This is a genomic window from Larkinella humicola, from assembly GCF_008727875.1.
Taxonomy (GTDB): domain Bacteria; phylum Bacteroidota; class Bacteroidia; order Cytophagales; family Spirosomataceae; genus Larkinella; species Larkinella humicola.
Map to the genome: position 1 here is coordinate 189,967 of NZ_VTWS01000007.1, position 19,707 is coordinate 209,673.

Here is a 19,707-nt window from a genome sequence, read left to right on the forward strand (position 1 = left end):
CTCAGACGCGTTCCTTTTCCATTTTTCCGATCAGTTGGGCGTATTTGGTGGCAATGCTCAGAAACCCTTTGTCGTTCGGGTGAAATTCATCGTACCAGTATTTCAACTGGCTGGTGGCCGGTCGGATACTCCCCCGCAAGTCGATGTAAATCACGTTGTCATACGCCGATGCGGCCCGTTGCAGTCGCTCGTTAAACCCGTCGATCATAAACCGGATCAGATTTTTCCGTTCCACAGCATCTGTTATTCCCTTCTCGGTCAGGCATTTTTCCAAATTCCCCGGCTTCCCGGATTGCGTTTCGCTGGCGTCGGGCAGGAGGTAATCGTAGCCGTGGACCAGCACCCGGACTTTGGCATTTTGCAACCGGATCAGGCGAAAAAGGCGTTGAAAATCCGTTTCCAGTTCGTCCAGCGCAGCCGTGAATCCATCGGCTACATACCGCTGTGGCGCGGGCAGGCTTTCCGCTGTTTGATCCCGGATATAGGTCGGAAATTCATCCCCAAAAAAATGCGTTCCTCCGCCACTCAGCAAAAAATAACGCGGACTGACCTGCGCAAGGATTTCCAGAAACTTCGATTTCTCGATGTAATTCTTCAGTGATTTCCCCACCGCCGGGGTGCTATTTACGGAGTAGACCCGCGCCAGGTAATCTACAATATCGCTCAGCAAGGGGTATTGAAACCACGAATCCCCACCCGCCACCAGCCGAACCCGATCCGGGTATTTGATCAGATTTTGCATGTACTGCCGGTTTCGGATCTGGTAGGCGATCTGGTTGCTCACGAACGTTTTCACATCGCCCCACAGCCCGCGCTGTTCTTCGCCCGTCACGGCCAGATCGTCCCGCAGCACCAGCTCCGCATCGATCGGGTCCGGCTGAAAATATAGCCCGAGCGCAAAATCAGCCATCGGATTGGCCACCGGCACGCCCTCGACCAGCACCGGTTCCAGCATCCGGTTCAGTTCGCCCAGATCGACCCGGTTGAAAACCGGATTCGGAATGCGGAGCGTGACCAGTTGCGTACTCCAGTCCGGAAACTCCTCCTCGTCTTCTTCGGTGTCGAAGGCCGACGCGCGGTTCTCGTCAGCGTCCAATTTCTCATCCAGCGTGTGGGGCGATGGCAAGACATCCAGTGCCAGCATCGCCAGCGTCGATTCGGAGAGGGGATTCACGGAAACGATCACTTTAAAGTATTCCGTCACTTCCGGCCAGTTGTATTGCCGGACGGTTTCTTCCAGGCTCATCCGCACAAAATCATTCCGCCCCGTCAGCGATTTCCGGCTGGGCAATCCCAGCAGTTCCGATTTTCCGGGTTCGAGTCGGTAGTTTCCCGCCTGAAGACGCTCGTTCACCGGCAGAAAATCCTTCATTGCTATGAAATCCCGGGAAAGGTATAACACCGTGCAATACAGCACCTGAGCCGTTGGATTGATCAGTTGGATGCTGACTTTATTGGCCCAGACGGTTTTGCCGGACGGCGTTGTGCTCTCCTGCAACGGGATCGTGACCGGCGTCGGTTGCGCGCCTTTCAAGACTACCGTTGGTGCGACTTCGGGCGTAACGGCAATGGTCAGAATCGGCTCCGGGGCTTCGGGATTGCGCAGTTCCTTGAGGTATTGCCAGGCAGCCAGATGCCGCAGATACTGGGTCAACTGCTCATACGCCCGCTCCAGATTGTCTGCCGGTACGGTGCGGATAAGTGGACGGTTTTCGTCACCGGGCCGGGAAAAGTACAACAGACCGTTGCGAACGTGCAGTGTGTAATCCGCCGTTTGTTCGTCTTCTTCCGGGATGAAAAACGCCCCAGCTTTTTCGGTCAGGGTTTTCAACAAGAGCGCCTGTTCGGCCACATCGCCGTTGTGGTTGATGAAATGGAGTTTGATGGGTTCGGTGAGCAGGCCCTCCACTTCGGCCCGGTAGGCCTTGCCCCGGTCGAGTCCGGCTTCCTGCTCCGCCCCGATTTTCAACAGCGTGTAATCGGCCCCGATTTTCAGCGGTGTCACCGAAAAAGACGGTTTTCCGCTATCGTCCAGTAATTGAATGGATTTCGTCGTCCGCCCTACCCCGTGAATGGCTCCGACATCGAGCAGCCACTGCCGTTTGTTCGGATTGAAGTTAATTTCGGCAACGGCGGTTTGGGTGTCGATCGGCCGGTTTAAAAAACCGGTCAGCAAGAGCTTGTCGGAAGCGTCGCCCGCTGCCGAAATGCGGGGGCGTTGTTCGTAGGCAAACCGCATGTATTGCCGCACACGGTTGTGCAGGGCCTGGTACGAAATGGCGGAGTTGGCCGCTTTCAAAACCGCTACCAGATTTTTGGTAAAAACGCCCTCCTTGTTCTCCCGGTCTTCCACAGCCGCTTCGTCCGATTCGCAGGCCGCCAGCTGGATGTGGGTTCCCAGCGGAATGAGCTGATCGAGTCCCTGCTGCCGAAAATCGTCTTCCGTAAACTGTTCCTGAAAAATAAAACCGGCGTACGGCCGCATGGGAGCCGATTGCGACAACCGACGCTCCTGCATTTTCTGCCCTTCGGGTGTTGCCGCGAGCAGATCAAAAAACCGGGTGTTATCCCCGGAATGGCAACAATCGAAGATCGTAACAACGTGCGCCCCGGTCTGGCTCAGTTCCGCAATCAGGCACCTTAACTCCTTGTCGGTCAGCAAATAATCCCAGGTATGGACCGCGTCGCCATCGAAACAGACGATGCTTTCGAGTTTGCCGTCGGCTTCGGTCGGCCAGAGCGTAGGGTCGGCGGCTTCCTGAGCACCGTGGCCCGCGAAATAGAACAAGGCCGTATCGTTCGGTCCGGCCTGTTTCAGGTGCGTTCGGAAGCCCGCGACGATGGCGGTTTTGGTAGCTTCCCGGTCGCTGAGGTGGAGCGAATGGTGCTCCACATCGGTCAGGCTTTCGAGATAATGTTCGATCGTGGCCGCGTCCTGCACGGCTCCGTTCAACGAGCGTACCTGCTGATAGGCGTTGATGCCTACCACAAAGGAATATAGTTTCGGAAGAGTTGCGGGAGGCACAGAGGTTGAAGGGTTCATCGTCAGAGTTTGGAGGAATTTCGTGGTACCACGGCCTAAACCGGTGATCGCCAGAAATATAGGAAAATAATCACAAATCCCGTCTTCCCTGAAAAAACCGGCTGGTATTCAAGCGGTTTTTCAGGAAAAACGGGATTCGGCCAAACGATGCCTTCCGTTTTAAAGGCAGGATGCTCGGGTCAAAAGCAGAACCTGGAAGCTTATTTTTTGTCGATCCGGTACAGCTTTCCCTGGTCGGTAATCGCGTACAAAGCACCATCTTTGCCCTGCGTCACATCCCGAAAACGCTGAGATTCGCCCGAGAGCAGCCGTTCTTCGCCCACAACTTTGTTGTTCTCAATCTTTAACCGGACGATGTGCATGCCACTCAGCGAACCCACAAAAAGGTTGTTCTTCCATTCCGGAATGCGATCACTGCTGTAGAACGTCATCCCGCTTGGCGACACGGACGGGTCCCAGTAATACACCGGTTGTTGCAGGCCGTCTTTCTGTTGAATGGCCTCACCGACTTGCTTTCCACTGTACTCGATGCCGTAGGTGATGGTTGGCCAGCCGTAGTTTTTGCCGGGCTCAATCCGGTTGATTTCATCCCCTCCTCTGGGGCCGAATTCAGCCTCCCACAGATCGCCGGTAACCGGATGGAAAGCCAGCCCCTGCACGTTGCGGTGTCCGTAGGAATACAATTCGGGCCGGGCATCGGCCTGTTTTGCAAACGGATTGCCGGCAGCGGGTTTGCCGTCTTTCGTGATGCGAATGACTTTTCCCAATCCCGAATTGACCGACTGGGCCTGCGGGCGGGTTACCAGATCCGACCGTTCGCCGGTGCTGATCACCAGATTACCGGCTTTATCGATCAAAATCCGGCCACCGTAGTGCAGATTTCCTTTGTAAGCGGGAGTGGCGCGGTAAATAACCGTTGCTCCCTCCACCGTTTTTTCATCGGCAGAGAGTTTCCCCTTGCCAACCGCTGTCAAATTCCCCTCGTCCAACGGTTCGGCAAATACCCAGTAGATCATGCGGTTGGTCGCAAAGGCGGGATCGACCCGAATGCCCAGCAGCCCACCCTGGCCCGCAGAATTTACCTTCGGCAGACCCGTGATCGGTTCGCTCAGCTTTCCGTCGACGGTGGCGATGCGCAACGTACCTTTCTTTTCCGTGATGAGCAGCCTTCCATCGGGCAGGCTGGTAATTCCCCAGGGGCTCTTAAGGTCTTCCGTCAAGACCTTGCCTTCATAAGGGGTAGCGGATTTGATCCCGGCAACCCGGGTTTGTCCGGCAAAAGCCGATTTGTAGGCCGAATTGGGTTCTTTGGTTTCTACCGGCGCCTGTGCAGACGATGCGGTTTGAGCGGATACACTTGGACCACCCGCTAAAAAAGCGAGTGAAGTACCCGTCAGGATCATGATAAATCGATTGCTCATGTTGGTTCAGCCCCAAGGCTTCTTTCAGTTCGAATGTAATTTACTACAATATTAAACCTGGTAACGCTAAACACCTAATTTGGTTTCTTTCCGCTGAAATACTTCCTACAGACTTGGGCTCACAGGCGTTAAAAATTCTATTTGGTAATCACAGTGGCGGCTTATGTAAACCCAAATCAATCCGAGTGGAGCATCCGGTATTCGTGGGGTGATTGCCCAACCCGCTGTTTGAACAAGCGGTTAAATTGCACGAGAATTGTTGAACAACGATGGCCTTAAACCGGCGCAGCGTATCCATTTCATGATTGGTTTCGTTACCAAAATTACCGCGTTATTCACCCTTACCCAATCGATATCTCCTTATCAGGAATATTGGTAGACAAAACCGTAATCTGTATACCATCCGATAGAAGAAATGCAGAGACCTTTGCAAGACCACCTTCGTTGCAAACGATGCAAAAGGCTCGATTGACGAATGGATGACTTACCCGTTAAATCACGAAAACGATGAACGCAATGAACAACTCTAAACGGATCAATACCGGCATGAAAGCGTCAATTTTCGGACTGTTTTTCTGTGGCATTGGCCTCCTGTCGTCCTTCGCTCAAATTAGTAAAGCCACTTCTTCAACAACAAAGACCTCAAAAGCTGAGCAGGAAATCATTGACCTCTCGAAGCAAAAGTGGCAATGGATGGCCGACAAGAATGTGGACAAACTGGCTGTTCTCTTCCACGATGAGTCAAAATTCGTCCACATGAGTGGTACCTGGAAAAAGGACGAAGAACTCGATATCATTAAAACCGGAAGAAATGGTTGAATTTCGTTGTTTACCAATCGATCGATTCGGTAGTTTAACCCTGTAATTCACGCACAGAATGATGAGCACAATCATGCAAAAACGCCAACTGGGAAACAATGGACTTACTGTGTCAGCCCTCGGGCTGGGCTGTATGGGCATGAACTTTGGCTACGGCCCCGCCCGGGACAAGCAGGAAATGATTACGCTGATTCGGGCGGCTGTCGAACAAGGCGTCACGTTCTTTGACACCGCCGAAGTCTATGGCCCCTTCACCAACGAAGAACTGGTCGGCGAAGCGCTGGAACCGTTTCGGGGCGAAGTCGTTATCGCCACCAAATTCGGGTTCAACATCGAGGATGGTAAAATGAATGGCGTCAACAGCCGCCCGGAGAACATTCGACGGGTAGTCGAAGCCTCGCTGAAACGCCTGCGACTGGAAGTGATTGACCTGCTTTACCAACACCGGGTTGACCCCAACGTTCCCATTGAAGACGTGGCGGGAACGGTAAAAGAACTGATTCAGGAAGGCAAGGTGACGCATTTCGGCCTCTCGGAAGCCGGGGCGCAGACGATCCGCCGGGCGCACGTCGTTCAGCCGGTCACCGCCCTGCAGAGTGAATATTCGCTCTGGACCCGGCAGCACGAAATCGAAATCATTCCGACCATCGAGGAATTGGGCATCGGTCTGGTGGCGTTTAGCCCGCTGGGAAAGGGGTTTCTGGCTGGTAAGATCGATGAAACCACCCGATTTGCCGAAGGAGACATTCGGAATATTCTGCCGAGATACACCGAAGAAGCCCGGATTGCCAACAAAGCCCTGCTCGATTTGCTGCATCAGTTTGCCGACCAACGCGGGGCCACACCCGCCCAGATTGCGCTAGCCTGGGTGCTGGCGCAGAAGCCCTGGATTGTGCCGATCCCCGGTACGACGAAATTACACCGCCTGGCCGAAAACAACGGAGCCACAGCAATTCAGCTCACGGCGGAAGAACTGCAAAAGATCGAGGATGCCTCGGCACAAATTGAAGTGGTCGGCAACCGATACACCGAACAGATGGAAAAGTCGACGGGCTTGTGAGGTAACCGCAACAAATCAGTGAAAATGGTAGGAAAATCCGTAATTTGTATATCGATCTTTTCCAGCGTAAACGAGACCTTTGCAGGGATACGATCCCTGCTTAAGCGTTTACTGTCATCCCTGAATCCCATTCACTGTGGCCACCTATAACCTAAAAATCAACGGAAAAATCAGGCAGGTGAACGTCGACCCTTCGACGCCCCTGCTTTGGGTACTACGCGATCACCTGGACTTGCCCGGAACCAAATACGGATGCGGTGTCGCCCAGTGCGGGGCCTGCACCGTGCATTTGGATGGAACGGCAGTTCGCTCCTGTCAACTGCCTGCTTCGGCGATTGGTAAACAGGCCGTCACCACGATTGAAGGGTTGTCGGCCAAAGGCGACCATCCCGTCCAGAAGGCGTGGCTGGAACACGACGTGGCCCAGTGCGGTTACTGTCAGGCCGGGCAAATGATGAGTGCGGCCTCCCTGCTGAAAACCAATCCGAAACCCACCGACGAGGAGATTGATGCGTACATGAGCGGAAACATCTGCCGCTGCGGCACCTACCTGCGCATCAAAGAAGCTATCAAATCAACGGCGAAGAAGTAATCCCGTTGCTCTCCACGCGTTAACCAGACCTTGACCATGAACACGACCAAAACAACCCATAACCGGCGTTCTTTCTTAAAAACTTCCCTGCTTTCGGGTGGCGGCATGATGCTCAGTGTTAGCTGGTTATCCAGCTTCAAGTCCGCGGACAAACGACAGGTCCTGAACCTGCCGGAGCAATGGGCCATGCTCAATGGCTATATTCAGATTACCGCCGACAACGTGGTCAAACTCCTGTGCCCCAATCCTGAATTCGGGCAGAATGTGATGACGGCGCTGCCCATGATTGTCGCCGAGGAGTTGGATGTGGACTGGAAAAACGTGGTCGTTGAAATGGGTCCGCACGACAACACGAAGTTAGGTCCCCAGTTTACGGGAGGCAGTAATTCGATCCGCATGTACTGGAAACCGCTCCGGGAGGCCGGGGCAGCCGCCCGACACCTATTGCGACAGGCAGCCGCCCAAACGTGGAACGTGCCGGTGGAAGAGGTCGCGACCAAAGCAGGTGTGTTGAGTCATGCGAACGGAAAATCGGCGAACTACGGCGAAATGGCCGACAAAGCCGCTACCCTGGAGGTGCCGAAAGACCTGAAACTGAAGGCCCCGAAGGATTTTGCGATCGTTAGAAAATCGAAGAAAAATGTTGAGGGCCAAAAAATAATAACCGGCAAGCCGCTCTTCGGATTGGATTATCGGGTCGACGGAATGTTGATTGCCATGATTCAGCATCCGCCGGCCTTCGGCATGAAACTGAAATCGTTCGATGCGTCGCAAACCCTCAAAATGCCGGGCATCAAAGAGGTTTTCAGCCTGAAGTTATACGAAGACGGTTTTGAGCAGGGCGGTTTTGATACGCGGACGTTTAACGATTTGCTGGTCGTCGTGGGCAAAACGACCTGGGAGGTGATGAATGCCCGCAAAAAGTTACTTGCCCAGTGGGAACCGGTGGGCGACACCAAAGATACGATGAGTGGTCGGGGTGGAAAACGGGAGGTTGTGGTTCCGGGCGGGTTGGAAAGCACCAGCACCCAGCTTGAAAAAATGCAGGAACTGTCCCAAAAACCGGCACAGCAATTACGAAAAGACGGCGACCCCGAAACGGCTTTCCAGCATGCGGCTCAGGTGATCGAACGTACCTACAATGCGCCTTTTCTGGCCCATAACTGCATGGAGCCGATGAATTTCTTTGCCCATGTGACGGACGAAAAAGCGGTATTGGCAGGCCCTTTGCAGGCTCCCGGCTGGATCGAACCGACGCTCTCAAAAATCTTAAATCTGCCTGCCGACAAGATTGAAATCCAGATGACACGGATGGGTGGGGGCTTTGGTCGCCGGGCGTATGGCCATTACCTGACCGAAGCGGCCCTGATCTCTAAAAAAGCGAAAGCACCCGTTAAGCTCATCTACACCCGCGAGGATGACATGACCTACGGCATCTATCGCCCGATGTACACGGCAACGTATCGCGCGGCTCTGGATGCCAATAAAAACCTGATTGCGTTTCATGTGAAAGGGGGCGGCATCCCGGAACATGCGATCCATGCCAACCGGTTTCCGGCCGGGGCCGTGGAGAACTACCTGGCCGAAGGCTGGCAGATTCCGTCCAATATCACCATTGGGGCTTTCCGGGCTCCCCGCTCCAACTTTAACGCAGCCGCCGAACAATCCTTTCTGGACGAAGTGGCTGAGGTCATGGGCAAAGACCCCATTGCGTTCAGGCTGGAACTTTTGAAGCGTGCCAAGGAAAATCCGGTTGGCAAAAACAACGAGTATGACCCCGACCGGTATGCGGGCGTGCTCACGTTGGTACGGGACAAGTCGGGCTGGAACAAGCCGGGAAATGAGAAGTACAACCGGGGCGTGGCCGCTTATTTCTGCCATAATTCCTACGCGGCCCATGTGGTCGACATCGTTACCAGGGATGGCCAGCCGTATGTCGAGCGGGTCTTCAGTGCGATGGACTGTGGCATTGTCATCAACCCCGATGCCGCCACCAACATGGTGCAGGGAGCGGTGGTTGACGGAATTGGCAATGCGTTTTATGGGGCTTTAACCCATAAAAACGGGGCCGCCGAGCAAAGCAATTTCCACAATTACCGCCTGATTCGCCATAACGAAGCACCGAAATCAATTGACGTTCACTTTGTCGAAAATGACCTCGACCCGACCGGCCTGGGCGAACCGCCCTTCCCACCGGTGTTTGGTGCCGTGGCAAATGCGTTGTATAAAAACAAGGGAAAACGGTTTTACAACCAACCCTTTCAGAATGAGATGGATAAACGGATGTAGCACCACACCGCAATCAATTGTAATGGAGCATCCGGTATTCGTTGGGTGATTGACCAACACGCTGTTTGAACAAGCGGTTGAAGTGCTGGGGATATTTGAAGCCTAGTTCATAGGCAATTTGACAAATGGATTTGGTAGGGTCAAAGACGCGTTCTTTGGCCACATCGATCACCTTCGACTGGATGTATTCCTGCGCGGTTTTGCCGGTTTCTTTCTTGATTAAATCGCCAAAATAGTTGGCCGACAAATTTAATTCACTGGCACAATAGGCGACCGAAGGCAAGCCAATGGTCTGGGGTTTGTCGGACTGGTAATAGGCATTCAGCAAATTCTCAAACCGTTCGAAAACGCCTTTGTGCGCATAGTCCCGGGTAATGAACTGGCGTTCGTAAAAACGGACGCAATAGTTCAGAAACAGCTCAATATTGGATACAATCAACCGCTTGCTGTGTTTGTCGATGGCATGCTCCAATTCGTAGTCGATTTTGGAAAAGCAATCCAGCACAATTTCCCGTTCCCGTTTCGATAAATGCAGGGCTTCGTAGGATTGGTAGCCAAAGAAGGTATACTCCTGAATGTGTCGTCCCAGGGCCGTGCCGTGGATGATATCCGGGTGAAAAACCAGCGCATAGCCTTTTGGCTGATACATTTCGCCATTGCTGTTCACCCCGGCGACCTGTCCCGGTGCCAGAAAAACCAGCGTTCCTTCCTGGTAATCATACGTATGCCGTCCATACACCAGATCACCGCATTTGACATCTTTCAGGAAAATGGTGTAAAAACCAAAAAACATCCGGGAACCTGGTCGGGGATCGGCCTTGGACAAGTCAACCACACTCACCAGCGGATGACGGGTTTCATTGTTATTGAAGACATTGTAGTCATTGATGGTTTCAAACCGGCGCAGCGTGTCCATATCACGATTGGTTTAGTTACCCTAAAATTACCGCTTTATTCACCCTTCACCAATGGGCATACCTCAATCAGGAATTTTGGTACATAAAACCGTAATCTGTATACTAGACCTGAATTTACCTGAAAAAACCATGGACAAGCAAAAAACCGGTTTAAGAGCCAAAGCTCCAAAGTCAGTCATCTCTTTTTTAGTCGCTGTATTCGTGTTGGTTAGCTACCATACCGCTTTTGCGCAGCAACAGGAAAGGATGGTACGGATTTCAGAAATTGAAATAGATCCGGCTTTTCTGGAAGCGTATAAAACCATCCTGGCCGAAGAATCGGCGGCATCGGTGAAATTGGAGCCGGGAGTCATTGCCATCTTTCCGATGTACCAGAAAGAAAATCCCACATCGGTACGGATTTTGGAACTGTATGCCAGCAAAACCGCCTACGAGCAACACTTGAAAACAGCACACTTCCTAAAGTACAAAACCGCGACACTTAACATGGTAAAATCATTAAAGTTGGTGGATATGGGCGTGATCGACGTGGCAACCATGCCCCTGTTGTTCAGAAAACTGAAGGAAGATAAATGATGAAGATCCATTAACCCATCGTAACCCGATACGACAGCCTCGTTGAGCGTAATTCCCGCAAAAGTGGTCAGAACCGGGTAAGGCCGTCTCCAATGAATGGAATGGATTTCAATAAAACCGTGTTAAGCTGTATCTTTGCAGTCAACCAATAAAACCAGTTATCGCAAGGCTTTGAACCTTGTCAGATACATCATGAGCAAACACGGACGCATTTTAGTCGCCATGAGTGGCGGCATCGACTCCTCCCTGGCAGCGGTTCTGCTGCACGAAGAAGGCTACGAAGTCATCGGCATGACCATGAAAACATGGGATTATGCCTCTTCCGGCGGCAGTAAAAAAGAAACCGGCTGTTGCAGCCTCGATTCCATCAACGACGCCCGCAACATCGCCGTCAACCTCGGCTTTCCGCATTACATTCTCGACATCCGGGCCGAATTCGGCGATTCCGTCATCGACCACTTTACGGGTGAATACCTGGAAGGCCGGACGCCCAATCCCTGTGTTCTCTGCAACACCCACATCAAATGGGACGCGCTGCTGCGCCGGGCTGATCGCCTTGATTGTGAATCTATTGCCACCGGCCATTATGCCAACATCCGGCAAATCAACGACGACAGTTCCGCCAACGGGCGGTTTGTCATCTCCCGCGGCATCGACACCCTGAAAGACCAGTCTTACGTGCTGTGGGGCGTTTCGCAGGATAGCCTGAGCCGGACCAAATTACCGTTGGGCCACCTCCGGAAATCCGAAATCTACGCGATGGCGACCGAACGCGGTTTTACGGAACTGGTCACCAAGTCCGAATCCTACGAAATCTGTTTCGTGCCCGATAACGATTACCGGGGCTTCCTGAAACGGCGCGTTCCGGGACTCGAACAGGAAGTGGCCGGTGGCAATTTCATTCTCGAAGACTCCTCAACCGGCACCCGGAAAGTGGTGGGCAAACACGAAGGCTATCCGTTTTATACCATCGGCCAACGGAAAGGGCTGGGCATTGCCTTCGGCTACCCGGTTTTTGTTACCGACATTCGGAAAGATACCAACGAAGTCATTCTCGGAATCGACAAGGATTTGTACCGCGACGGCATGATGGTCAGCCGGTTGAATCTCCAAAAATATACCTCGATCGAAAAACCACTCGAAACCGTTACCAAAGTTCGGTATAAAGACCCCGGCACCCCGGCGCTTATTTCGCAGGACGGTGACAAAATCAAGGTGCTGTTCGAGCAGGGCGTTTCGGCCATTGCGCCGGGCCAGGCTGCGGTTTTTTACGAAGGCGACGACGTCATCGGCGGGGGCTGGATCATGAAAAGTTTCCGCCAATCCGACGCCAATCAGGAAACGGCGGAGGTGGCTTTCCCATTGTTTGCCTAAGCCATTTCTCTTCTTAAAACCGGAAAGTCATTCCTGATCAGGAGCGGCTTGCCGGTTTTATTTCTTACCAGTTCAGTTGAATGTAGCAATCGGACCGGGGAGCGGCCGGGGCCTGCGTCTTAACAGGAAATTTTGTTTTCGTCACATCATTTTCCAGTAACAACTCCCGCATACTCCCCGCAAAACCGCCGGTTGTGGAGGCCCGCATGAGTTCAACCGGAATGGTAAATTCCTTGCCCACGGTTTCGTCGAGTTGCAGACCCGTTACCATTGGAGGTCGCGAATCGACTTCAGCGTTAAAATCAGATCCCGACTGCCCCCACATCACCTGGTAGCCATCCTTAACCGGATAATTCGGTTTGTGGATTCGTTTGACAATCCATCTGGCGTCAAAAAACACATTGGGTCCTACGGTTTTCTTGGCTTCCTGATCGGCAATCTTGATCGGTGCGCCTTTAACTTCGCTGGTCTCGTACAGCACGTTTCCATTTTTTCCCAGAATCTGGAACCTGACGGTTTGAAACTCGCACGGAATCGGTCTGATGACCTGAAATTTTACCGAACAGGTGTTTGCCAAAATCGCCGACATGGGAATCGCGACCCGGACCGCATCGTGTGGATACACTTCGGTCGTGCTTATTTTTGGCGTTTTTTCGCCGGGTTTGAGCTTGCCAATCACCTTTTCGGTTCGCCCGATCCGGTATTCGACGTGGGTTGCATTGATCGAAATCGGCAAATCAGCCAGACTGGTGGCGGCAGCATTTTTGTTGATCGCCAGGTTTGTCGTTTGCAACACGTCAGTTTTTCCATCTTTGACCCGGAGAACCTGCCGACGGACAAACCAGTTTCCCTGCGTGGGTGGTTTGGTAATCGGATTGGCAGGCTTGAACGTTGGGTTGACCAGCACAACTTCCTGATAGAAAATATTTTGGCCTTCTATTTTCTTCGGATATACCAGAGACGGCATCGCAAGGTTGGTAACGCCAACGGGAACCGGGGATGTGCTGGTTTGCTTATCAAAACCGATCCAGGTGATGGTCGTCATTCCCGTGAAGGGTGCTTTGGGGGCAATTTCAGGTTTTCTGGCAAAACCGAGGAGGCTGCATAAAAGCAAGCCACAGAACAGTACGTTCATGTACGAAGCAGGATTTAGATTTTCAGGATACCCGCAAGAAAGCATACCGTTCCTATATACGTTCAGAAAGGATTATTTAACGGTTATGGTGCTGGTAAATCGGAAACTCCCCTCCTGTTTTCGGCTGATTTGTTTTCCTTGAAACCATTTATATCTTGCAATACCAGGATCTCTTTTGCCGTTCTGAATCAGGCGGTTGTCCGATTGTCCGTACTTTTTCAACAAAATGGATTCAGTCTGGTTAATCAGAAGAAAGAGGAAAAATCAGTTGAGCGTGGATGAGATTAAAAAACCGTGCAACTTTGTACGTCAAACCAAACACGTCGATAGCCGAAAAGCTGTTGCCGTGATCCACCCAGCCTATGTTGTACCTGATTTGGACTTTACTGAATATTGCGTTAGGCGTTTATTTCATTATCCTGTGTTTTCAGGCCGCTCGCTTACTAAAAGAACGAATTGGACTGTACGCTGCCGTTATTTTCACGTTTGGGCTTTTATCTTTTACCACTAATTCAGGCAAAAAAAGTGTGGGTATCCGTGAAAATCCGGATGTAAAAAAGTGGACTTACGTTCCGAGAGATAGTATTATACCAGGCGGTTTAAAATTCGCCCATGCCAGGATTGATAAAACCTGGATTTCCCGAATCGAATTGACGGTTTCGTACGGGGTCAAAAAATCGTCAAACCAAACCGTACCTGTTGAAGCCAATTCGGTGTGGTATGGTTCAGTTACTGGTTTCAATTGGGAGCCCATTTCAATTTCGGCTCATGCAACAACAGACCAGGAATACGCGTATACGGTAATAGGGACTTTGCAGTGGAAATTGCTGGGAATCTCCCTGTATTCGCAACCCAAAACGTACGAGGGCTCTATTGAATTAAAGTAAGTGGCAGCTTGTCCTTCCTGAAAAAAGGTGGGATGAAAATTATATCCTGAATCGACGTATGAAAAAAACCGTACTTTCCCTGCTTATTCTGGTTATCAGTGGCTTGTCGGCTCAGGCCCAAACCCGCAAATACCTGATTCTGCTGAAGGATAAAGCCAACACGCCTTACTCGATCAGCCGACCGGAGCAATTCCTTTCTCAACGAGCCATTCAGCGACGGAGCAAACAGGGCATTTTGGTGCAGGAAAAAGACCTGCCCGTCAATCCGGCTTACGTTTCCGCCCTTCAGCAAACCGGGGCTAAAATCTGGTTCAGTTCGCGTTGGGCCAATGCCGTTTTGGTCGAAACGACCGAGGCCAATCTGGCCACGATTCGGGCGCTGGCCTTTGTGCAGGGCGTCGAGAGCAACCGTTCCATCGGCAACGCCCGGGTTGGCTATGCCCAGTTAACCTCCAATCCCCAAAAGAACAAACTCGAACAGGCCGATCCGAGCGTCTACGGTATTTCGAGCGAGCAGTTGATCCAGATTGGCGTCGATAAAATGCACGCGCAGGGCTACCACGGCGAAGGCATGCTGGTCGCCATTCTGGATGCCGGTTTTCGGAATGCCAACCAGGTACCGTTTCTAAGCCCATTATTCCAGCAAAACCGCGTTGTTGGTACCTACGATTTTGTCCGGAAAGAAACCAGCGTTTACGAAGATGACTCCCACGGCCTGAATGTGTTATCGATCATGGCCGGGTATCAGGCCAATCAGTTGGTAGGCCCGGCCTATCAGGCCTCTTACCTCCTGCTCCGAACCGAGGATGCTGCCAGCGAAACGCCGGTTGAAGAAGCCAACTGGCTGTTCGGGGCCGAGTATGCCGACAGTACCGGGGTCGATGTCATCAACTCCTCCCTGGGCTACACCACCTTTGACGATCCGACGCAAAGTCATACCTACAATGATCTAAACGGCCAAACGACGCTCGTCAGCCGGGCCGCCCGCTGGGCCGCTGAAGCCGGTATGCTGGTGGTTAATTCCGCTGGAAATGAGGGCAATGACGCCTGGCGCTACATTGGCGCCCCCGCCGATGTGCCAACGGTTCTGGCCATTGGCTCCGTGGACCGGAATGGCGTCAAATCATCGTTCAGTTCATTTGGTCCCACCGCCGACGGTCGCGTCAAACCGGATTTGGTTGCCCTGGGATCCGGTACGGTTTTGGGTTCGCCGGTCGGTGTTGTTTCCACCGGAAGCGGAACGTCCTACTCCGCTCCCCTCGTCGCGGCTTTAGCAACCGGTTTCTGGCAAGCCAACCCCCGGTTGACCGCCCAACAGGTGATTGCCTGCCTGCGCCAGTCGGGCAGTCAGTTTAGCCAGCCCAATAATGAATTAGGGTACGGTATTCCCAACTTTGAACGGGCTTCGGCCATTGCTGCCAATGAGTATTCACTGCTGATTTACCCCAATCCGTTCACCAACGCCGACCGGCTGATGGTGCAGTGGAATGAAATCCCGTTGAATCAGACCATTGATGCGATGGTGACCAATTCGGCGGGTCAGGTGGTGTGGCAACATAAATATTCGTCCGATCGGATTGCCAACTTTTCATTGCAGTCACTGAGCTTATCGCCCGGGCTGTATTTCCTAACGCTTTCAAGCGAAAGTGCCAAACGAACCGTGAAGTTGATGAAATACTGAGGTATGAAAGTTGTTCAGGGTGATATTACAAAATGCACCGTCGATGCCATCGTCAATGCCGCCAACTCGAGTCTGCTGGGTGGAGGAGGTGTCGATGGAGCGATTCACCGGGCGGCCGGACCGGAGCTTCTGGCCGAATGCCGCACGCTAAACGGTTGCCAAACCGGCGATGCGAAACTGACCAAAGGTTACCGCTTGCCAGCCCGCTACGTCATTCACACGGTTGGCCCGGTCTGGCAGGGTGGCACCAACGGTGAACCGGAGTTGCTGGCTAGTTGTTACCGCCGATCGCTGGAAATTGCGACGGAACACGGTTTGCATTCCATCGCCTTTCCCAACATCAGCACCGGAATCTACGGTTTCCCGAAAGAGTTGGCCAGCCCAATTGCCATCGAAACCGTACGGAATTTTCTTGCGCAACGGGAAACGTCGATCCGGGAAATTCAGTTTGTTTGCTTCGATGACGACAATTTCCGGCTTTATTATCAAAAAGTAATGCACTGAGCGTTAACGGCCAAACCGATACCACTGCAATTCATCGGCTTTTTTGCCCTGTAACACATCCCGAATCAGTTCAGCCGCCGTCACACTGAAGGTGATGCCGTTGCCGCCAAAGCCGAGCGCAAAATAACTGTGCGGAAAAGCCGGGTGTTCGCCAATGTAGGGAAGACCGTCCTTGGTTTCACCGAAGGTACCCGCCCACGCCAGATCCGGAATAAACGGCAGATCCGGGTATAATTGCCGCACTTTTTCGGTCAGCATTTCGCGTTTCCGGTCAATCAGTTTATCGCGCAGCAACGCGTTTTTGAACGGTTCGTCTCCCCCGCCGACCAATACTCGGTTGTCGTCGGTAGTCCGCAAATAGAGGTAGGGACTTTGCGTGTCCCAGAGCAAAACCGACCGCAGTTCCGGAGGAAGTTCGGCCAGCTGTTCGCTCACAACGGCGAAGGTGCTTTTCAATTTGACCACTTTTTCCGGCAGCATTTCCTGCGCTTCGTACCCGGTGCAATACACCACTTTCCGGGTTTCGATCAACGCCAGATCGGTGGTCAACACCCGAACGCCGTTGGGTTCATAATCCGTGGCCTTGATTTCAACGTGATCAAAAACCCGTAAGCCTTTGGCAACGGAAGCCCGTAGCAGATCATGGGCGAAATGATAGGCGTCGATCTCGGCGGCATCAGACGAACAAATGGCCGCAACGGCCGCCAGTCCAAACCGTTTCCGCAGACTGGCCCGGTTGAGCCACTCCACCTTAAAACCGTGTTTCCGGCGGGATTCATATTCTTTCCGCAGAAATTCTTCGTCGTCCGGGATGGCCGCGAGATAAATGCTCTTCTTTTGTTTGAAACCCGACCGGCTTTTGAGTTTCCTGACCAATTGGTCAATTTTACCGATGGCATCCCGGCACGATTCGTAAGCCCGAATGGCCCCCTCCTCGCCAATCATTGGAATCAGCTCGTGCAAAGCAGTGTCGATTTCGTATTGCAGCATGGCCGTGCTGGCCGAAGTGCTGCCCGTTGCCACATCCCGTTTGTCGATCACAACGGTATCGAAACCCGCCTGAACGAGGGAATAGGCCATGAGCGAACCCGTGATGCCGCCCCCCACAATGAGTACATCGCAGGAAATGGGTTGGCGTAGAGATGGATACGTGTGTAATAAGCCGTTTTTCAACAGCCAAAAAGGTTCCTGAGAGTGAACGTCCATAAAAGGGAGAAATGAGAAAATAGACAAGAGAAATAAGACAACGTCTGTATTCATTTCCCGTTTCTCCTGTTACAAGCATAACCGCTTGAGCAGGCTCAGGGTTTAAAGAAAAAGCCACCCCGTTTCGGAGGTGGCCTGGATCGGACGGTTCATTCTAATTCCCAACGCTTTCTTCGGTTTCAGCCCGGTTGGCAACTTCGGGTTTGTTGGCCGGTGGAGGGCTGACCATTAAATTCTGCTGCTTATAATTTCGGTTAGCCATCGAGGGTTTCGCCGGAATGGCAATGGCCGGGTCTCCAAGGCCGCCCCGGCGTTGCTGTTCGCGGTAGCTGGCAATGTTCTGCGGCTGGCGTTTCCGAATTCGGAAGGTAATCCCCGACTCGGGTTCCCATTCGCGGGCTGCTTTTGCCTTATTTGGATGTTTGTAATTCGCTGTCGAATACGTAGGGTCTCGTTTCACTTTATCCTGTGAAGTCGCCGGCATAGCCAAAGCTATCGCCAGCAGACCCAGACAGGTCTTCCATATCGTCTTCATGGGAGCTGTGGTTTTGTTGTACCGGGAAAACAATAAAGTTGTTTCCGTTGCCAATATAACACCACAAATAATAACTACACTTTTCGTTATTCTATTTTTTCTTTGTATTCATCCGAATTATCGATTTTTCAGTCGTCAATTTGCCAATTTCACGCACATCTACCCAACGAACCTCCTTCGTTTCTGCTGTCTGTACAAATGGTTGGTCTGTTGTGGCTTCCAGTAAAAACCGAATATCGTAATGAAGGTGTTCAGGCTCTGAAACTCGCGCGGGAATCGTATGAACATCCACATCAAAAATAGCCCGGTTCACCACTTTCAGATCCCGAAGACCGGTTTCTTCCTCGGCTTCCCGCAGTGCCACCCCGAGAAGATCCGGATCACCGTCGGCGTGTCCGCCGGGTTGAAACCAGCGGTCGAGTTTGGCGTGATGGAGAAGAACCACCTGCCAGCGGTCGGGGCTGACGATCCAGGCCGAACCGGTCACATGGCCGATGGTCAGTTGCCGCTCGAAGCAGTTGGGATGGTTCCTGACGAATTGAATACTGTGTTCCAGCATGGTCCTTTCATCTTCGTCGAAAGGCTGGTGGTGCTTTAACAAGTCTAGCAAGGGTTGACGGTGCATATTTGATATTCAAGTTGGCAATGAAGAGAAAAAACTGCAATTTCGTCCTGATTTTACTACGACATACAATTAACTGAAACTATGAAAAAAATTTCCATTCTAGCCACACTGACGCTGGTTGCCCAGCTTGCCATCGCCCAGATTAAATTGCCGCAAGCCAGCCCGGGTGCAACAGTAATCCAGACGGTTGGAACCACTGATTTTACCATAACCTATTCCCGGCCCAGCCTGAAAGGACGCGCAGCCCTGGGTGCACAAACACCCCTGGCGCCATTCGGCCAGCTCTGGCGGACCGGTGCCAATAGCGCAACCACTTTTAAAACGACTACCGATGTCATGGTGCAGGGCCAGAAATTGCCTGCCGGTACTTATTCGGTATTTACCATCCCGAACCAGAACGACTGGACCCTGATCTTTAATAAAAACCAGACCGCCAGTGCGGAAGAAGGCATTCCGAACGGATACAAAAAAGAAGAAGATGCCATTCGGGTGCAAATAAAAGCAGAAAAAGTCTCCCGCCCCCGCGAAACGTTCACCATCGACATCAGCGACCTGACCGATAGCACCGCCAATTTAAACTTCTACTGGGCAGATACGCGGGCCATCGCCAACCTCAAAGTCGACGTGCTGGCCAATGCGCAGGCTAACGTCGAGAAAGCCGTTGCCGACAAACCCGAGGATGCCGGTATTCTGCAAGCGGCCGCCAACTGGAACCTTTCCAAAAACCGCAATCTGGACCAGGCGCTGGCGTGGGCCGATAAGTCGATCGGGCTGAAACAAACCTATTCGAACCTGTGGATTAAAGCCCAAATCCTGTCAAAAATGGGCAAGGTAGCCGAGGCATTACCGCTGGCTCAAAAGGCATTGACGGTAGGTGAAGCGTCCAATGACCCGGTTTTCCGATTCTACAAAGACGGCATTCAAAAAGGGGTTTCCGATTACCAGGCACTGATTCCAGTGGACACTAAAGCCCTGAAAGGCAAGAAGAAAAAAGCATAAGCTTTTGACAAACAATACTCATAAAAACCGCTTTCAATCATTGA

17 protein-coding genes are annotated in these 19,707 nt (G+C 52.3%); 10 read left to right on the plus strand and 7 right to left on the minus strand.

The features are described 5' to 3' along the window. Position 1: 1 nt before the first annotated feature. Both F0P93_RS24835 and F0P93_RS24840 read right to left on the minus strand, forming a co-directional pair. The gene (locus F0P93_RS24835) at positions 2-3,043 is read right to left on the minus strand and encodes a caspase family protein (RefSeq protein WP_150880433.1); all 3,042 of its coding nucleotides are present in this window, start codon (positions 3,041-3,043) and stop codon (positions 2-4) included. 200 nt (positions 3,044-3,243) lie between these two features. Further along, complete coding sequence (locus F0P93_RS24840) at positions 3,244-4,446, minus strand: PQQ-dependent sugar dehydrogenase (RefSeq protein WP_225309640.1); 1,203 nt, start codon at positions 4,444-4,446, stop codon at positions 3,244-3,246. 534 nt (positions 4,447-4,980) lie between these two features. On the opposite strand from F0P93_RS24840, the gene F0P93_RS24845 reads away from it, so the two are divergent. The 4 genes from F0P93_RS24845 to F0P93_RS24860 all read left to right on the plus strand — a co-directional run bounded on the left by F0P93_RS24845 (position 4,981) and on the right by F0P93_RS24860 (position 9,224). Continuing rightward, on the plus strand, positions 4,981-5,283 hold the full coding sequence (locus F0P93_RS24845) for a nuclear transport factor 2 family protein (protein WP_445482308.1): 303 nt from the start codon (positions 4,981-4,983) through the stop codon (positions 5,281-5,283). Positions 5,284-5,356: 73 nt separating this feature from the next. Further along, positions 5,357-6,343, plus strand: coding sequence for an aldo/keto reductase (locus F0P93_RS24850; protein WP_150880557.1), 987 nt, complete (start codon positions 5,357-5,359; stop codon positions 6,341-6,343). Between the two features lie 136 nt (positions 6,344-6,479). Then, positions 6,480-6,935 (plus strand): (2Fe-2S)-binding protein, encoded by a 456-nt coding sequence (locus F0P93_RS24855; protein ID WP_150880435.1) that lies wholly within the window; start codon positions 6,480-6,482, stop codon positions 6,933-6,935. Positions 6,936-6,971: 36 nt separating this feature from the next. After that, positions 6,972-9,224 carry a xanthine dehydrogenase family protein molybdopterin-binding subunit gene (locus tag F0P93_RS24860; RefSeq protein WP_150880436.1) on the plus strand — a complete coding sequence of 751 codons (2,253 nt, stop codon included), beginning with the start codon at positions 6,972-6,974 and terminating at the stop codon, positions 9,222-9,224. Between the two features lie 13 nt (positions 9,225-9,237). On the opposite strand, the gene F0P93_RS24865 is transcribed toward F0P93_RS24860, so the two are convergent. Next, positions 9,238-10,140: a helix-turn-helix domain-containing protein gene (locus F0P93_RS24865; RefSeq protein WP_150880437.1), complete on the minus strand. Its 903-nt coding sequence runs from the start codon at positions 10,138-10,140 to the stop codon at positions 9,238-9,240. A gap of 130 nt (positions 10,141-10,270) precedes the next feature. Here F0P93_RS24865 and F0P93_RS24870 point away from each other — a divergent pair, with 130 nt between their 5' ends. Together F0P93_RS24870 and mnmA are read left to right on the plus strand one after the other, a co-directional pair. Next, complete coding sequence (locus F0P93_RS24870; RefSeq protein WP_150880438.1) at positions 10,271-10,717, plus strand: putative quinol monooxygenase; 447 nt, start codon at positions 10,271-10,273, stop codon at positions 10,715-10,717. Positions 10,718-10,909: 192 nt separating this feature from the next. Beyond that, complete coding sequence (gene mnmA, locus F0P93_RS24875; protein ID WP_150880439.1) at positions 10,910-12,091, plus strand: tRNA 2-thiouridine(34) synthase MnmA; 1,182 nt, start codon at positions 10,910-10,912, stop codon at positions 12,089-12,091. A 64-nt stretch (positions 12,092-12,155) separates the two neighbouring features. Here the strand turns inward: mnmA and F0P93_RS24880 are convergent, their stop codons facing one another. Beyond that, complete coding sequence (locus tag F0P93_RS24880; RefSeq protein WP_150880440.1) at positions 12,156-13,226, minus strand: hypothetical protein; 1,071 nt, start codon at positions 13,224-13,226, stop codon at positions 12,156-12,158. Positions 13,227-13,588: 362 nt separating this feature from the next. Between F0P93_RS24880 and F0P93_RS24885 the strand changes: the two genes are divergently transcribed. The 3 genes from F0P93_RS24885 to F0P93_RS24895 are packed head-to-tail and all read left to right on the plus strand — an operon-like array spanning position 13,589 to position 16,298. Beyond that, positions 13,589-14,113 (plus strand): hypothetical protein, encoded by a 525-nt coding sequence (locus F0P93_RS24885; protein ID WP_150880441.1) that lies wholly within the window; start codon positions 13,589-13,591, stop codon positions 14,111-14,113. A 58-nt stretch (positions 14,114-14,171) separates the two neighbouring features. Further along, a complete protein-coding gene (locus tag F0P93_RS24890) occupies positions 14,172-15,794 on the plus strand; it encodes a S8 family serine peptidase (protein WP_150880442.1) in 1,623 nt (540 codons plus the stop codon). Between the two features lie 3 nt (positions 15,795-15,797). Continuing rightward, complete coding sequence (locus F0P93_RS24895) at positions 15,798-16,298, plus strand: O-acetyl-ADP-ribose deacetylase (protein ID WP_150880443.1); 501 nt, start codon at positions 15,798-15,800, stop codon at positions 16,296-16,298. A gap of 3 nt (positions 16,299-16,301) precedes the next feature. On the opposite strand, the gene F0P93_RS24900 is transcribed toward F0P93_RS24895, so the two are convergent. From F0P93_RS24900 to F0P93_RS24910, 3 genes are all read right to left on the minus strand, one after another. Next, positions 16,302-17,504, minus strand: a complete 1,203-nt coding sequence (locus F0P93_RS24900) for an NAD(P)/FAD-dependent oxidoreductase (protein WP_150880444.1) — start codon at positions 17,502-17,504, stop codon at positions 16,302-16,304. 154 nt (positions 17,505-17,658) lie between these two features. Next, complete coding sequence (locus tag F0P93_RS24905; RefSeq protein WP_150880445.1) at positions 17,659-18,039, minus strand: hypothetical protein; 381 nt, start codon at positions 18,037-18,039, stop codon at positions 17,659-17,661. A gap of 91 nt (positions 18,040-18,130) precedes the next feature. Further along, the gene (locus F0P93_RS24910) at positions 18,131-18,649 is read right to left on the minus strand and encodes an NUDIX hydrolase (protein WP_310588016.1); all 519 of its coding nucleotides are present in this window, start codon (positions 18,647-18,649) and stop codon (positions 18,131-18,133) included. Positions 18,650-18,745: 96 nt separating this feature from the next. On the opposite strand from F0P93_RS24910, the gene F0P93_RS24915 reads away from it, so the two are divergent. Further along, positions 18,746-19,663, plus strand: coding sequence for a DUF2911 domain-containing protein (locus tag F0P93_RS24915; RefSeq protein WP_150880447.1), 918 nt, complete (start codon positions 18,746-18,748; stop codon positions 19,661-19,663). Positions 19,664-19,707: the final 44 nt, after the last annotated feature.